Source organism: Listeria sp. SHR_NRA_18 (assembly GCF_003856515.1).
GTDB lineage: Bacteria > Bacillota > Bacilli > Lactobacillales > Listeriaceae > Listeria_A > Listeria_A newyorkensis.
The window spans coordinates 214,933-229,527 of the sequence record NZ_QPKR01000006.1; the positions used below are offsets into that span (position 1 = coordinate 214,933).

Here is a 14,595-nt window from a genome sequence, read left to right on the forward strand (position 1 = left end):
TTTCCCCCTATTTCTCATCGATTAGTTTCAGTGCTTCGTTAATCACCTTTTCGGCATCTTTAATCGGCGCGCTGACAGGAACCTCAAGAATCGTTTTCCCAGCAAAGCGCTCACTATTTCGCACTTTCGTATCCACTGCAAAAATCACAACTTCACCAATGTTCACGTCTTTTTCCGTCAATTCATTCTCGATTCCAGTCGCGCCTTGGGTTTCCACCTTAATCAAGTCGCCCATCTTTTTCGCGCCTTTTTTCAGTGCTTGCGCTGCCATATATGTGTGGGCCACTCCCGTTGCACATGCGGTTACTGCGATTATTTTTCGTTTCATACTTCTACCACTCCTTCGTTTAAAATACGGATAACTTCCTCTTTGTCTCGCGTTTCTTTCAAGCCTGCGACGATATCGTCATCCATGAGCTTGGTCGCGATTTCAGCTAGAATTTTTAAATGGGCGTCGGTTTTGTCGGAGTCGCTGATGGCAAGTAGGAAAATCATGTTTACCGGCTCGTCATCAAGCGATTCCCACTCAATCAGGTGCTTCGTGCGGGCAAAAGCAATCGCCGAATGTTTCACGCTACCACTTTTACCGTGCGGAATCGCGATATTATTCCCAATCCCTGTCGTCGCATGCGTTTCCCGATCCAAAACAGCTTGGATGTAGACCTCTTTGTCCGCCAAAATGTCCTTCGAATCCAGAATCACCGCCATTTCCCGAATCGCCGCTTCCTTCGTTGTCGCTTCTAAATCAAAAACGACGAGTTCTTTTGTCAAGATATCCTTTACTTCCATTACATCCCATCCTTTATTAAATGCTCATATATTTCCTCAGCCGTCTCAAGCGTCATCAGCTTTTCCAGCCACTTTTTATTATCAATATAATTGTAAAATTGCTCGTATACCGCGTCTAAATTTAAACCATTATTCTCGGTCAGCGCGATGAAAAATATTTTATCAACGTCCACCAGTCCCCATTTCACTGGTTTCTTGAGTGTCGCAATGACGATCGCCGACTTCTTAATCAGCGCTGGATCCGCGTGCGGCGTCGCCATGTCATCAAACGATGTGAACGACAATTCCTCCCGCAAAAGGGCGCTCTTCACAATGCCCGGCTTCGCGATATCACGCGCAATCAGCATCTCGCCAATCTCGGTAATCGCCGCTTCCATCGTCGTAACCTCCAACCCCGCTAAAATATGTTCGGGCTGGATTAAATCTAAAAACGGCTGACTCACATTCTTCTTTCGGCGCTTCACCTTGTCCATATGCCGCTCCACTTGTTGCAAGTCCTCCTTGTTCATCATCGGGCTCACGACAATACTTGGCACCGTTTCCAGTTCGAGATAAATCGTGCTAATAACGAGATCCACATCAACGTCCGACTCCATCATCGCTTGCACGGATAGGATTTTTTCAATCTGAATCATCGGGAAATATTTCTTAATTCTGGCGGCAAGCAATCTCGATGAACCCAGGCCAGTACTGCACACAAGCACCACCCGAATTAGATCAGGGAAGGAACGCATTCGCTCGTGATACGCCTCGAAATGAAGCGCGATATAAGCCGTTTCATCTTCATTCACTTGCACCTCGTATTTCGCCTCCACCTCCGTTTTCAAATACAGCGCTTCCTCAAACGCTCGCGGGAAGTTTTGCTTAATTTTACTGAGGTACGGATTTTTAAAATTCATGCCGAGCTTCAATCGATTAATCGCCGACTTCACGTGTGTCGCCAAGCCTTCTAGCAACTCTTGATCATATTCCGTTTCCGCCAAACATGCCGTCACAAATTCCGATACATCATCTTGCACTTGGTTGCTGAGAAACCTGTTATTTCGTTGATTGTAAGCCGCTGCGAGGTGAATCTGAATATAGCCAATTTCAAAATCAGGAATCGTGATATCCAGTCGCGTTTCAAGCATCTCGACAAGCGTTTCCGTGTTTTGTTGTTGGGAATCCAGCGCATCTTTCATCAGACTGTTCACCTGATTTCCAACGTACTCTTTTTTGCGAATCCGTTCTACCGCAATGGCTAGGTGAATCACAATCGATTGGAAAGCATAGTCGGTAAACGCGAAATCATACGTCTCACTGAACTCGCGCACAATCGAGATAATCTCTTTTAAACCCTCTTCTGGAAAAATTCCGGTCACATCCGCTTGAATCGTATCGAAAGCTTGGAGCACCTTCTCGCCTTCTTGTTTCAAATACCAGTTGTTGCCCCAAAAATTGCGGATAAACTTCGACGTCAAGGCGCGCTTTTCTTGTTCGTTGATACGGAGTTTCATACCCTTACTCGGCTTTTTATAGAGCGTCACGCCTTCTTTTGCAAGTATTTTCGTCACTTCGATCATGTCTTTTTCAATCGTTCCGCGGCTGATGTAGAGCGCTTCGGAAAGCTCCTGAATCGTCACGTAATCGCTTGCTTTTAGTAACGTACTGAAAATGTAAATCACGCGCTCTTCTTTTGTGGAAGGAACGAGGCTCACTTGGTTGCCTAGGAAACGGGTGACTTGCGCCAAGTCCTCGCTATTCCCGTCAATATAGACGCCGACTTTCGGTTTACGAACGACCGTCATGCCGAATTCTTTTAGGAACTGATCGATTTCTTTCAAGGAATTGGATACTGTTTTTTCGGAGAGACTTAAGTGATCCGCAATGTCTCCCACACGTGTCTGGCCTGCTTTCATTAAAAACTGAATGATATTCTTTTCGCGATTTGCAATCATTTTAGTTACCGCTTTCATTTCATATTTCCTTTCCCTGACCTTATTCTATTACAAAGCTTCCTTACCGAAAACTACGAAAATTACCGCATTGAATACCGTAATTTTGGGATATTGCCGAGTCATCGTGCGCGTGATAAGTTTAAGTGGCATTATTAAAGATGAGAGGAAGCTTATTATGTTGATTTATTTCGTTGCCTTATTACCGGTTCTTGGTTGGGGTTTTATGCCCATCATTGCGAACTTACGAAAAAGCACCCCGGAGGAACAATTACTCGGGACGTCGATTAGCGCGCTTCTGTTCGCATGTATTCTATTTTGGATTGTATCGCCCGAAATCACGATTAGTTCATTTATCGTCAGTTTCGTGTCGGGTATTTTTTGGAGTTTTGGCCAACTACTGCAATTTAAAGGAATCGCCACGTCTAGTGTCGCCAAGGCGATGCCGATTTCCAATGGGACACAACTCGTTGGCGCTACGCTGTTCGCGGTCCTCATTTTCCACGAGTGGCAGACGGCGAGCGCGGTTGTAATTGGTATTTTTGCAGTACTTGTCATTTTGGTTGGAGTGGTCATGACCGGTTTTCAAAAACAGGGGAATCAAATCAAGGAGTCGGTTTCCATTCATGTCTACGCTATCGTTATTCTATCTTCCTTCTTTTTAACGCTTTACGTCGTGACAAACCAGCTATTTCACGTGACTGGTTTCGCTATCATCTTACCACAAGCCGTCGGGATGCTGACATGCGCCATTGGCATTAATTTAGCGAAAAAATCTGCCATTTCCCGCAAAAATGTGACATTCAACTTGCTGACGGGACTATCGTGGTCGATCGCGAACCTTGGCATGTTCCTCGCAACCGCTGTGCTTGGCGTAGCAACTAGTTTCTCGATTTCACAAGCGTGTGTGATTGTGGCGACGATTGGCGGAATTCTGATTTTCAAGCAAAAAAAGAGCCCACTCGAGTGGACGTTTATACTTTCGGGGATTGGGTTGATTATGGTTGGGGTTGTGTTGCTGAGTTTGTTGAAATGACCTATGTTTCAATTTAAAGGCTTTGGAACAAAAAAACTTCCGTAGACAGAGTATATACAATGTATATACTCTGTGTTATAATGAGATTATCAATGAAGGAGGTAATTGCTATGACCACAGTTAGTATTAAAAAGTGGGGAAACAGTAAAGCTGTTCGCCTTCCAAATAATATTTTAAACGCGCTAAATATTCACGAGAATGATGACCTTTCTGTTGAAGTTGTTGACAATAAAATAATCCTTACCAAAACAGTTGCTGATTTGACTATCGAAGATTTATTCGCCAATTACCAAGGTGAGCCTTTTCAATCTGAACTACAAGACTTTGAACCAATCGGTGACGAAAAATGGTGAGGCAAGGCGATATCATCAAGATCAACCTAAACCCTAAGCAAGGGCATGAACAGCAAGGTTATCGCCCCTACATTTGTCTTAGTCATCGCCTAGTAAGCGAACATGCAAATATCGCCATCTTTGCTCCCATAAGTAATACCCCACGATCATATCCTCTTTATGTACCCTTAATTGATACGGAGACAACAGGAAAAGTATTGCTAGATCAGCTGGTCACCATTGATTATAATGCTCGCAAATATAATTATGTAGAAACAGTATCTGATTATTTGCTAAATAAGCTTCTAAAATCCGTGAAAGTTATTTTCCAAAAGAATGCGTCCAGTAAATGATAGCAGGATCTTTATACGTACGCGCTAGTTTATCTGAGTAAACAAAAAAGCTTCTATTACGTCTCTCTTCACAGTTAAAAATATGAGAAAGCTGTTACTACACGCGTGCTTACATCGAAAAATACGTATCAAAAATCTAATATCAGATTTTTGATACGTATTTTTTTACTTCTGAGGAACTTTTGTCTCAGCTTCTGGTAACGATAGTATTAAATCAGAGTCAAGAGCGCAAATACAGCTGTTGTCATCAACGACACTAGCATCGGGAATGGGTATCCAGTCGTGAATGCTACATACAAAAAGCAACCAAAGAAAAATATCATATCTATAACTGAACCTACATTTGAGTTGATAACCCCCACACTATCCAATTCCTTTTCATTTTATTTGCATCAATAATCTATTCTAACATTTTTCTATGCTGTTTTTATCTATGCAAAAAGCACCTCCTGTGGCTTCATGCTAGATGAATGCAACAAGTGATGCTTTGCCATATTGGTTTATCATTCCAATCATTTCGGTGTGAAATATGCGTATGATTTATACGTTTGTTTGTTGTATTTCACAACGATTTCGATTTTTACTTTGTAGCCTTTTGTTGCTGTGCTAATGTTGAATTTCTTAGGTGTGCCGACTTTACCAGAGATGTAGGTTTTTTTAGACTTGTAAAAGATGGTTCCTGTATAGGCTGTGTTTTTAGGTACACCTGCTACATTCAGCGTGACATTGGTGCGTTGTTTTGGTGTCGTTGTGCTTAGTGATACTTTGACTGGGTTTTTAACTGCCGCTTCTGCTTGGATGCTCGAAACGCCTGTAACTCCCGCTGAAACTGGTGATAGGACAACCAAGACTGCCATTAGAAATAACGCTATTTTATTTTTCATCGACGTGTTTCCCCTCTTTATTTAAGTATTATTTTTGATAAACCAATACATGACTTATATTACCATGATTGCTCGTATTCTCAAAATTTAACTTCGATTGGGTGCACACAATTTTGTTTTTCCGGGATTTTTAATTTGTGTTCAACGTAGGAAAAACAGGGATCGATTTGTGCTATGCTTAATATGCCGTCTACCTCCAGAGACGAGTATTACTTCTGGGGAGGGGGGGTGTCATTATGTTTATCATCACAACAATCCTTGCTCCTATCATTGTTGGTTGTGTCCTTGCAATCTTCAATCGTTGGCTAGAGGTTCGAGCTAAGGAAAATAAAAAACAGTAGACGGTATTATCTAGCCCAAAAAGAAACCCCTATCTCCTCCACGAGATAGGGGTTTCGCTATTGGTATCACTCTGTTTATCATCAACTACCTTGATTATATCATGGAAATCGGTATCCGTAAAATAAAATTAGGAATCAAAAAAACTGGCCGCGGCCAGTTTTTTTATGCGCTGAAATAAAATAAGTTTGCTAACACTGCAATTAATGTTCCCAATAAACAAATTCCAACTAAAACGATTAGCGTCCATACTAATTTGCGGTTCATTCAAATCACCCCACGTTTTTTTTGCCACCGATGCGCGCTTTATCTGTTATTTGTTTCTATCTTACCATTTACTTGACGTTTTTGCCAGTCAATTAGGCGCTCGTAACTTCCCATTAGTTGTGTCGTGATCTGCTGGAAGATGGGTTTGAGTTCATTGTAAATCGCGACGTTCTCCGGATTTGGTTGGTAAATGTGACTTGGTGGTAGTTTTTTTGGGAGTTCGAGTGTTGGTAAAATTTCCAATGTGTGCAGGGCGATGATTGCGGCGCCTAAACTTGAGCCTTCGATTGTGTGGGGGACGATGACTTCGCGGTCGAAAACATCGGCGACGAGTTGGCACCAAACGGGGTGTTGGGAGAGGCCTCCGGTGACGTGAATTTTGTCGTGCGGGTCGCTCATCACTTCGTAAACGTGTGCTAAATTAAATGCGATGCCTTCTAAAATGGCGCGGATGAAGTGGGCGCGTTGGTGGTTAATGGTAAGTCCGACGAAGCTGCCGCGGATTTGGTCGGTCCAATAGGGCGCGCGTTCACCTAGTAAATAGGGTTGGAAAAGGAGACCGTTTGCGCCGGGTGGTGTTTGGGTGATGCTGTTGATGAAGCCAGTGAAATCGTTTGCTGCGCGCTGAGCGTCTGTGCCGAATTGTTCTAGTCCCCAGGCGAGGACGGCACCGCCATTGTTTACTGCGCCGCCTTGTACGAAGTAGCCGTTCGCGACGCCGTAGCAAAAGGTTCGCTGCCAATCGTCGACGTGGTATGTTTTTGTGAGTTTGCGAACGGCGCCGCTTGTTCCGACGGTGAGCGTGACATCGTGTTCGCCGACGGAGCCGATGCCGACATTGGCAAGCGCGCCGTCACTGCTTCCTATAATGAAAAGTGTGTCTTCTGCGATGACGCTGAGCGCTTCTTTCCACGCTGGCTGGATGCCTTGAAAGGCGTGCGATTCTGCGACCACTTTTGGCAATTGTGATGCTGTGATTTGCGTAATGTCGAGCGCGAGCGGTTCCCAGTCATGCGTCAACATGTTGTAGAGTCCTGACGCAGAAGCCGACGCCTCGTCAATCACGTATTCGCCGAACAGCGCGTGCCAAACATAACTTTTTATCCCGATATACTGAGCCGTTTTCGCCACGACATCCGGAAAATCATCGTGCAACCAGCAGAGTTTCGCGAAAGGGCTCATCGGATGAATCGGCGTCCCCGTTTTCTCATACACTTGATGCAAGTAAAAATCGCGTTTTCGGCGTTCCAAAGCCTCGCCACTGCGCTGATCCGCCCACGTAATGCAATTCGTGAGCGGTTCGCCGTCCGCGTCCACCGCAATCAAACTATGCATCGCCGCGCTAAAAGAAATCGCCCGCAAAGCTTGCGCGTCCACGCCCGCCGTCTCTACCACAGCCCGAATCGCGTCCACAACCGCATCCAGAATCACACGCGGCTCCTGCTCCGCCATTCCCAAATCATTCGTCAGCAACGGATAGCCTCGCGATTCCCGCGCCACCAGCTCCCCACTCGCATCAAAAATCACCGCTTTCGTGCTCGTCGTCCCAATATCGACGCCCATTACATAAACCACATTTCCCATCCACGTCACCCTCAATTTTTCCTCATTTGTCCCCAATTATAACGATAAAAAAAGCGGAGTCAAGGTTTAGCCCTCCATCCTACAATTTGTGAACGCATGGGCCAATTTTCGATTTCATTATGTAGCATCCATTCTTGACATACAAAACAAGATGAAGAGCATTGCCACTCTTCACCTTCATTTTCACTTAACATATAGTTCAATTAGCAATTATAAGCTCTTTTTCATCGGTAGTTCTAATAAACCGTCAACCATCACCTTATAGGTCACCTGCTTACTCGTTTTCATCATTTTTTGAGTTTCTAGATTTGTGAATAGCAACCTGCCCTCATATTCTTCATGCATAATCGTTATATAGTACCCTTCCTCGATTTTCATGTTCTTCACATAACCAGGAACATACCCACGCCCATTAAACTTTCTTTCATGAACTAGTTGACCTTGCTTATCATAGACGCTAACCGAGGCATATGTCCCAGCAAAGTCCCCATTTGGCTGACCTGTTTTCTGTGCAAAAGTTGCTTGCTTTGTAGCTAGATTGATATTTAAATCAGCAAATTCCCAATCAGCAACCCCTCTTAAATCGAATCGGAATTTATCCCCAAAAAACATGTATTCCGAGCTTTCATCTTCTTCATCACTAACAAAGAGTAAATCTTTATACATGTTTTCGAAATAAATTTTATCGACCTCTGGCAAGTAATCAATGCCCTTTCTAAGCTTTGTTTTTAGATTAACGTACTTCTCCTTTTTAAAAATACTGTTACTATTAATCGTCGCGGCAAGCCCCATCAGCTTCACCTTATAATTATCTAACGCATCGTTTGCAGTTACTCCAGTTATATCACTCATAAGCCCATATTTCGTTACTTTAAAAATTTGAGTAGAACCGAGATTAACTAGTTTAGCCGGTGCTCCATTAATGTTAAAACGGTTCGGTTCTCTATGCGTTATTCTAATCGTGTAGCCTAGTTTGAGTGGCACTTGCCATTTCCCTATCGCTGTGTATTCACCATTCATCCCTTTTTTAAATACAGATTTCCCTTGATTGTCCAGCACTTCTATCGAGGCATACTCATCCGCAAAATAAGAATGTGGAGCGTCTTTTGTTACATCTAATTCGAAGCTATTATTTTCAGGATCCACCGTAGCTGTTGCAAAAACAACATTACCCAATCCCTGAAAAATCATTTTTTCAACGGCAACAGTCGATGTCTGTAGCTCTTCCATTCTAATAGTCATGTCGCTTACATCATCCGATACAGCTAAATAATTCGATGCTGGTTCATAGAATCGACTAACTCCTGTTGGCATATCTAGCGAATAAATCCCTATCGGCATATCTTTAATCGTCATAATTGGTGACGTGATTTTGATTTTCCGAATCACATCTGCTCCATCTTTAATGCGCAAAACTTTTCCTTTGAGTTGTGCAAAGTCATTGATATCAAAGCGAATATTGATTGTATTCTTCACTTTATATTTTTCAAGTTGTTCGTTACTCACTAAACCCCATTTTGAATCCAGCTTGATATCTTTTCTTGCTGTTGTCAAATTACTTCCAGAAAAAAGTGCAGCAAGCGGGTACACAGCTTTATTTCCAGAGTACACATTCTCCAATTTTTGATTGTTAGACATAGATCCTTGAACAAGCTCCAAGAAAGCGGTGAAATCATAGTGACTTGCTTCTCCTAAATACTTACTCACTAAATCAAGTAATAGCAAGTCTTTATTCAACGTATTTGAAGCAACTGCAGCGCGATATGATTGGTTAAAATGTGTAAAAGCTTGATCACCCGCCTTATCTTTCATAAGTGTTAACAGGTATAACTTACTTCGTCCATCCCAATTATTTGCATTTATTTTTGTTGTATAAACATTCTTCTCAAACGTATTTTCTAGCCTTGCTGTATTATTTTCATAAAGCCAGCCACTAGAGTATGTGCTCCCCAATAGCTTTTTTTGCATGGTATCCGCATAGATATTATTCCATACTTCACTAGTGTTAAAACTACTATCTGACATAAAATCACCTTGATACCCATGCCCAATTTCGTGGAGACCGCCCCAATACGGTCTTAACCAGAAAGAAACAACAGAAGCGCCAGTTTCAGCGGTATAGTCAACACCGTAATAGGCAGCACCTACACCGTTTTTATCAGCTTTTACAAAATAACGATTCGCAATATTTTTATCTGTTGCTTTTTTGGGCGTAAAAGATAACCCTTCTAACTCATTATACGTTTCAAATAATGCGTCATAATAGTTGAATAAGGCATTTATTGACGGAAAATCATTCATTTTTTTCAGGTAGGATTTATCTCTTACCGGAACCAAAATTTGGATATACTCATTACGAATTAAGCCAAATGCTGCCTGTGATTTATCCCACTTTTCAAAGAAATCGGCTTCTTGATCTCCTTGTTTGAATACTGGTAAATCAATGGCTGTAGCACTTACTCTATACTCTACTACTGGTGCCTCTGACGTAAAAGTTGTCTTTATGAAGGGAACAGAATCACTAGTCGCCGTGACTAATGTCCATGAACTACCAATAGAATACGATTTTTCTGTACGATTATCATCATTCAGTAACTCCAATTTTAGCTGTTCCTTGAATTTCGGATTTATTTGTCGAATCTCAATAGTTGCGTTCCCTGGAAGTAACACACCTAAGTCTTGACGATCATGATCAATACCTTTCGTCAAACCCTGATTTCTAAGCCATGTTGGATTCTCTAATTTGTCAAGTTGTTTCACCATTGGCGTTGCCGCATCTGCTTTGGAACTATCAATAGTAAAAATAGTCACCACTGCCGTCAGAAAAAGGGTTGCTAAAAACATTCCCCATTTATTCTTCATCTGATCATTCCCTCTTTTCTAAAATAGCTTTTTCTAGCCTAACTTAGTGCTGGACTTACTTTTAGCATATCTTAATCCCCCTATTTCATCTGCAATATATCTATAAATTAACACACGATTTTGTGACAAAACAATGACTATATTAAAAAAAGCGGAGTCAAGGTTTAGCCCTCGAATCCCGCTTCACATTTAATCATAGAGACCAGTTGATCCTAGATACAGCACACTGCCTATCCAGAAAACAATCAGCGACGCGATCACAAAAAGCACAATCAATCCCGTCGAACGCTTCTCTTGTTTCGAAATAATACTTAAAAAACTACTAATATAGCCGATCAAAAATAGCACAATGCAAATTCCTGCACCCATTCGGAACAATAACACAAATGTATCTGAACTACTATTAAAAAATGTTCCTACTACTAGAAACAGCGCTAATAAAAGCAGTCCGCTGATTGTAAAACGAAAACCTACCTTTGTTCGCCAAGTTATTGTTTTCAACTCTTTAACCTCCATTCCTTCTTTATTTATTATACTTTATTAGCCAGTACTTTTCTTCAAGGTCTGTTAGTCTTATAACTTCATATGTTACGATTTTGTGAATTGAAAACGGCAGGAAGTCTCATCACTCCCCGCCGTTCCTATCCTACTAAAACCTCAATTCGTTTTCGGTATATCGGACAATGTCTTCTTAGCTAATCCATTATCCACAATTTCATACACGTTCTGACTTGGCAGAGTTCCTTGATCTGCATTACCTACGCTCAGTTTCAAGCGGTTCACATTGGCTTCTAAATGCGTAATAATCAAGTAATATCCTGCTTCTAGCTTGATGTTTTTCTTGAACGCCGTCACATTCTCACTGCCGAACACGTCATATTTATAAACCACACGACCATCATCGTCTCTTACTTCTACCGTCGCGTACGGCTTTGTTTTGTCAACATAGATATGGGCTTGTCCGCTATTTTGCGAGAATGTTAGTTCCATCGTATCAAGATTTACCGCTAAATTAGCGAAGTTTACATCGGCATAACCTAGAAATTTATACGCGAAGTTTTTCCCTACAAGATCGGCTACACTTTGCGCTGGAATACTGTTTTCATCTACTTTTAGTAATCCGTATGGCGTTACTTTATATGTCGCCTTCACGCTAACTGCAAAGGCTTCTTTTGTATCGGGATTTGTGATTGCCAATCTCAACATAGGTTCTTTATGCGTAACTGTGACATAATATCCTTCACTGATACTGACATTATCTAGAGAACTTGGTGCAACATCCTGCCCGATAAAATCTTTCGCATATGTTTGTTTGCCGCGCGTATTGTAAATCTTGATGGAGGCATACGCGTCTGGGAAGACCCAATGTACTTGCCCAGCATGTTGCGTGATGGTTGCTTGTTCTTTTTGTAAATCTAACGCCATCGTTGCGAAAAGTCGGTCACTGTATCCTTTGAAATCGACTTGGAACTTTTGACCGTCTAGTTCATTTGGATCTTTCGTTGGTGTCGGGATTTCCGATGTGTCTACTTTTTTAAGTCCGTCCGCCGTCACAAGATATGTGGCTGTTTTATACGTGCTGTAAGTTTCTCCCGTTTCTTCATTCTTCAAGAAAAGGCGTATATCGAATTCTTGGTGCGTTACCGTTATAAAATCACCGACCGCGATGGTTACGTTGTTTTGCGTCGTTGGAACTGAACCGCGCCCCACGAAATCTTTCTTGAAAATTTCTTTGCCATTTGCTTTGTTGATTTTGATGGAAGCATATGCGTCTAGGAAATACCAATGAGGTTCGCCAGCATTTTGGGTAATTGTTGCTTTATTTGTGTCTAGATTGATACGCATATTGGCAAATTCCCTGTCGCTATGACCCTTCAATTGAAATTGGAACTGCTCACCGCTCAATAGATTTGATATGTTCTCATTTTTAGGTGTGAGTAGGTCTGCGTATTTCTTTTGGTAGGTTGCTTTATCGCTGTCTGTATCCGGTAGGTAGGCGATACCTTTTTTCAACATGCTTTTTAGGATAATATTGTCTTCATTTTTATATACGGCGTTGTCGTTGATTGTTGCTGCGAAGGTGGCTAATTTCGTTTTGTAATTTGCTAGTGCGTCTTGTTCTGTAACGCCTGTCACATCGCTTGTTAGACCGTATTTCGTTACTTTGAATACTTGATTTTGCGAGGTGTTTGTGAGCTTAGACGGTGCTCCGATAATACCAAAACGATGAGGCTCTTGATGTATCACTTTGATTGTGTAGCCTGGTTTAATCGCGATTTCAGTTTTCCCAGTTTCGGTCTTAGCACCGTTTATACTCCTCTTGAAAACAGACTGTCCTATTTCATTGATTACTTCAATAGCGGCATATTCGCCTGCAAAATAATAATGTGGATCTGCTTTCGTCACTGCAAACTCCATATTTCCTTTTTCAGGGTCCACGGATGCTGTAGCAAAAACGTTATCGCTTAGACCTTTAAAAACTAGTTGTTGTGTTGCGATGTCTGATGTTTGTAGCTCGTTCATTGTGATAGTCGTGCTATTGCTAGTGTCTGATACGGCCAAATAATTCGTTGATGGTTCGTATGAGCGCGTGATTCCAGTCGGGATGTCTAAAGAGTAGATTCCGATTGGCATATTTTTAAGCGTCACGGTTGGCGTTGTAATCTTCACTTCCCGCACAACGTCCGCGCCGTCCTTGACTTTCAATACCTTCCCTTTTATTTCTGTAAAATCATCGATGGCAAATTGGATATTCATCGTGGTTGCGACGTTGTACTTTTCCAGTTGGGTGTTACTTACTAAGCCCCATTTGGTGTCCAAAGCAATGTCTTTTCTCGCTTTTGCCAAATTTTCACCGGAAAAGAGTGATGCTAATGGATAAACAGCTTTGTTTCCAGAGTAAAGCGCTTCTGTTTTTCCGTTTAGAGACATCGAACCTTGCACTAATTCTAGGTAGGCTGCAAAGTTATAATGACTCGATTCGCCAAAATATTTATTCAGTAAATCTAGGAATCGTGGCTTCTCCTCTAGTGTTTTCGCATTTATCGCCGTACGATGTGACTGGTTGAAATGTTGGAAAGCTTTGTCCCCTGCCTTGTCTTTAATGAGCGTCAGAAGATACAGTTTATCGTGTACATTCCAATCATTTGCCGGTGTCTTGTTCACGTAGACTTGTTTGTTAAAAGTTTCTTCTACCGCTGCAATATTGCCACTATAGAGCCAACCGTTATAGTAATCTGCCCCATTCGCCTTTTTTTGCATGGTGTTGGCGTAAATATTATTCCAAACCTCCCCTGTCGTAAAGGTTTCATCCTGCATGAACGTACCTTGGTAGCCATGCCCAATTTCATGGAGCCCACCCCAACCTTTTGTTAGCCAAAAATTAATGACTGATGCGCTTGTGTCTGAGGTGTGATACTGCCCGTAAGATCCCAAGCCGTAGCCGTTTTTATCTGCTTTTGCAAAATAACGATTCGCGATATTTTTATCTGTCGCTTTTTGTGGCGTGAAAGATAAGCCTGCGAGCTCGTTGTAAGTTTCGAATACGCTGTCATAATAGGCTAGTAACGCATCGATGGAAGTGAAGTCTCTCATTTTTTTGAGGTACGACTTGTCTCCTTTTGGCACTAAGATTTGGATGTACTTATTGCTGATTAATGCAAAACTAGCGTTCGTTTCGTCCCATTTTTTGAAAAAATCAGCCTCGTTATCGCCTTGATTAAATGTTGGTAATAATGGAGTTGTATCGCTTACTTTGTATTCGACGTTTGGTGGATTCGGATCTGACGTGTATGTTGTCCGAACAAATGGCACCGAATCCGCGGTGGCTGTTACCGTCACCCATGAACTGCCAATCGTTGTGGCACTCTCCTCTAACCTATCATCATTTAATAGTTCCAATGTGACGTTCCCTTTGAAATTCGTGTTGACTTGTCGAATCTCGATCGTACCATTTTTCGGTAGTACCATGCCTAACCCTTGTTTGTCGTGATCTAGTCCCTTACTAAACTGCTGGTTTCTCAGCCACGTCGGATTCTCCAGCGTGTATAATTTTTTCGACATGGTTGCTGCTTCCACTTTTTGTCCTATTGTAGTCGCGACAATAACTACCGCAAGCAACAAAATAGACATAAAGATCGTTCTAATTTTACGACTCTTCATTCTTGTCCCCTCTTTCCCCTAAAATTTTGTTTCAAATTTATTACTTCGAAGCAA

At 42.0% G+C, this 14,595-nt stretch carries 12 protein-coding genes; 4 read left to right on the top strand and 8 right to left on the bottom strand.

The window, feature by feature from the left end; translation table 11 throughout:
- Window positions 1-7: 7 nt before the first annotated feature.
- The 3 genes from DUK53_RS10950 to DUK53_RS10960 are packed head-to-tail and all read right to left on the bottom strand — an operon-like array spanning window position 8 to window position 2,744.
- The gene (locus tag DUK53_RS10950) at window positions 8-328 is read right to left on the bottom strand and encodes a PTS fructose transporter subunit IIB (RefSeq protein ID WP_036060685.1); all 321 of its coding nucleotides are present in this window, start codon (window positions 326-328) and stop codon (window positions 8-10) included.
- Window positions 325-789: a PTS sugar transporter subunit IIA gene (locus DUK53_RS10955; RefSeq protein ID WP_036090216.1), complete on the bottom strand. Its 465-nt coding sequence runs from the start codon at window positions 787-789 to the stop codon at window positions 325-327. Before DUK53_RS10955 ends, DUK53_RS10950 begins: the two co-directional genes overlap by 4 nt.
- A complete protein-coding gene (locus tag DUK53_RS10960) occupies window positions 789-2,744 on the bottom strand; it encodes a BglG family transcription antiterminator (protein ID WP_036131994.1) in 1,956 nt (651 codons plus the stop codon). Before DUK53_RS10960 ends, DUK53_RS10955 begins: the two co-directional genes overlap by 1 nt.
- Before the next feature lie 157 nt (window positions 2,745-2,901).
- On the opposite strand from DUK53_RS10960, the gene DUK53_RS10965 reads away from it, so the two are divergent.
- The 3 genes from DUK53_RS10965 to DUK53_RS10975 all read left to right on the top strand — a co-directional run bounded on the left by DUK53_RS10965 (window position 2,902) and on the right by DUK53_RS10975 (window position 4,444).
- On the top strand, window positions 2,902-3,759 hold the full coding sequence (locus tag DUK53_RS10965) for a GRP family sugar transporter (RefSeq protein ID WP_036131996.1): 858 nt from the start codon (window positions 2,902-2,904) through the stop codon (window positions 3,757-3,759).
- A 110-nt stretch (window positions 3,760-3,869) separates the two neighbouring features.
- On the top strand, window positions 3,870-4,112 hold the full coding sequence (locus DUK53_RS10970) for an AbrB/MazE/SpoVT family DNA-binding domain-containing protein (protein WP_036090223.1): 243 nt from the start codon (window positions 3,870-3,872) through the stop codon (window positions 4,110-4,112).
- Entirely contained in the window at window positions 4,106-4,444 is a 339-nt protein-coding gene (locus DUK53_RS10975) for a type II toxin-antitoxin system PemK/MazF family toxin (RefSeq protein WP_036131999.1), read from the top strand. The genes DUK53_RS10970 and DUK53_RS10975 overlap by 7 nt, the downstream gene beginning before the upstream one ends.
- Before the next feature lie 512 nt (window positions 4,445-4,956).
- Here DUK53_RS10975 and DUK53_RS10980 read toward each other — a convergent pair.
- Complete coding sequence (locus tag DUK53_RS10980; protein ID WP_036090230.1) at window positions 4,957-5,328, bottom strand: hypothetical protein; 372 nt, start codon at window positions 5,326-5,328, stop codon at window positions 4,957-4,959.
- A gap of 236 nt (window positions 5,329-5,564) precedes the next feature.
- Between DUK53_RS10980 and DUK53_RS10985 the strand changes: the two genes are divergently transcribed.
- Window positions 5,565-5,669 carry a type I toxin-antitoxin system Fst family toxin gene (locus DUK53_RS10985; protein ID WP_124892730.1) on the top strand — a complete coding sequence of 35 codons (105 nt, stop codon included), beginning with the start codon at window positions 5,565-5,567 and terminating at the stop codon, window positions 5,667-5,669.
- Between the two features lie 304 nt (window positions 5,670-5,973).
- Here the strand turns inward: DUK53_RS10985 and DUK53_RS10990 are convergent, their stop codons facing one another.
- The 4 genes from DUK53_RS10990 to DUK53_RS11005 form a co-directional block, all read right to left on the bottom strand.
- On the bottom strand, window positions 5,974-7,518 hold the full coding sequence (locus DUK53_RS10990) for a gluconokinase (RefSeq protein ID WP_036132001.1): 1,545 nt from the start codon (window positions 7,516-7,518) through the stop codon (window positions 5,974-5,976).
- Window positions 7,519-7,728: 210 nt separating this feature from the next.
- Entirely contained in the window at window positions 7,729-10,380 is a 2,652-nt protein-coding gene (locus DUK53_RS10995) for a putative mucin/carbohydrate-binding domain-containing protein (protein WP_036132004.1), read from the bottom strand.
- A gap of 189 nt (window positions 10,381-10,569) precedes the next feature.
- Window positions 10,570-10,881 carry a hypothetical protein gene (locus DUK53_RS11000; protein WP_036090239.1) on the bottom strand — a complete coding sequence of 104 codons (312 nt, stop codon included), beginning with the start codon at window positions 10,879-10,881 and terminating at the stop codon, window positions 10,570-10,572.
- A 156-nt stretch (window positions 10,882-11,037) separates the two neighbouring features.
- Entirely contained in the window at window positions 11,038-14,541 is a 3,504-nt protein-coding gene (locus tag DUK53_RS11005) for a putative mucin/carbohydrate-binding domain-containing protein (protein ID WP_036132005.1), read from the bottom strand.
- Window positions 14,542-14,595: the final 54 nt, after the last annotated feature.